Genomic DNA, 1,020 nt, shown 5'->3' with positions numbered 1-1,020 from the left:
GGTCGGACGGTGTACAAGGAGCAGGGCAACATCACCGAGACGTTCGCGCGGGACTCGGCAGGCAAGCTGGTGCATTCCTACATCGGGAACGGTTCCTCGAGCTGGTCGCCGTGGTACCGCATCGGTGACACCGTGCTGGCCTCGGACCCGGTCGCGATCTACAAGTCCAACGGTGTGACCGAGGTCTTCGCCCGTGACACCACCGGCCGGATCGTGCACACCTACATCACCCCAGGCAGCAACCAGTGGTCAGCGATCACCGCGATCGGCACCGCCCAGCTCACCGGCACCCCGACGGTGGTGTACCGGCCGGAGAACAACGTCACCGAGGTCTTCGCCCGTGACAGCCGCGGCTACCTCGCCCACGCCTACATCTCCAACAACTCCAACGGCTGGCAGGGCTGGTTCAACATCGGCTCCACCGTGCTGGACTCCGACCCCGCCGCGGTGTTCAAGTCCAACGGTGTGACCGAGGTCTTCGCCCGTGACACCACCGGCCGCATGCTGCACACCTACCTCAGCCCCGGCGCCAACTGGAGCCCGCTGACCGCGATCGGCACCGCCCAGCTCACCGGCACCCCGGCCGTGGTGTACCGGGCGGAGAACAACGTCACCGAGGTCTTCGCCCGTGACAGCCGCGGCTACCTCGCCCACGCCTACATCTCCAACAACTCCAACGGCTGGCAGGGCTGGTTCAACATCGGCTCCACCGTGCTGGACTCCGACCCCGCCGCGGTGTTCAAGTCCAACGGTGTGACCGAGGTCTTCGCCCGCGACACCACCGGCCGCATGCTGCACACCTACCTCAGCCCCGGCGCCAACTGGAGCCCGCTGACCGCGATCGGCACCGCCCAGCTCACCGGCACCCCCGCCGCGGTCTACAAGGCCACCGGCAACATCACCGAAGTCCACGCCCGTGACACCCGCGGCTACGCCGCCTACGCCTACATCAGCGACACCACCAACGGCTGGAAAGGCTGGTACAACATCGGCACCACCACCATCAGCTAACCAACAAGC

1 protein-coding gene is annotated in these 1,020 nt (G+C 66.8%); it reads left to right on the top strand.

The window, feature by feature from the left end:
• Positions 1-1,011, top strand: a 1,011-nt coding sequence (locus C8D87_RS46685; protein WP_215732679.1) for a PLL family lectin, incomplete at its 5' end; no start/stop codon positions are given.
• Between the last annotated feature and the right edge of the window lie 9 nt (positions 1,012-1,020).

The sequence above is a fragment of the Lentzea atacamensis genome (genome assembly GCF_003269295.1).
Classification (GTDB): Bacteria; Actinomycetota; Actinomycetes; order Mycobacteriales; family Pseudonocardiaceae; genus Lentzea; species Lentzea atacamensis.
This window is presented reverse-complemented; position numbering and strand designations above follow the sequence as displayed.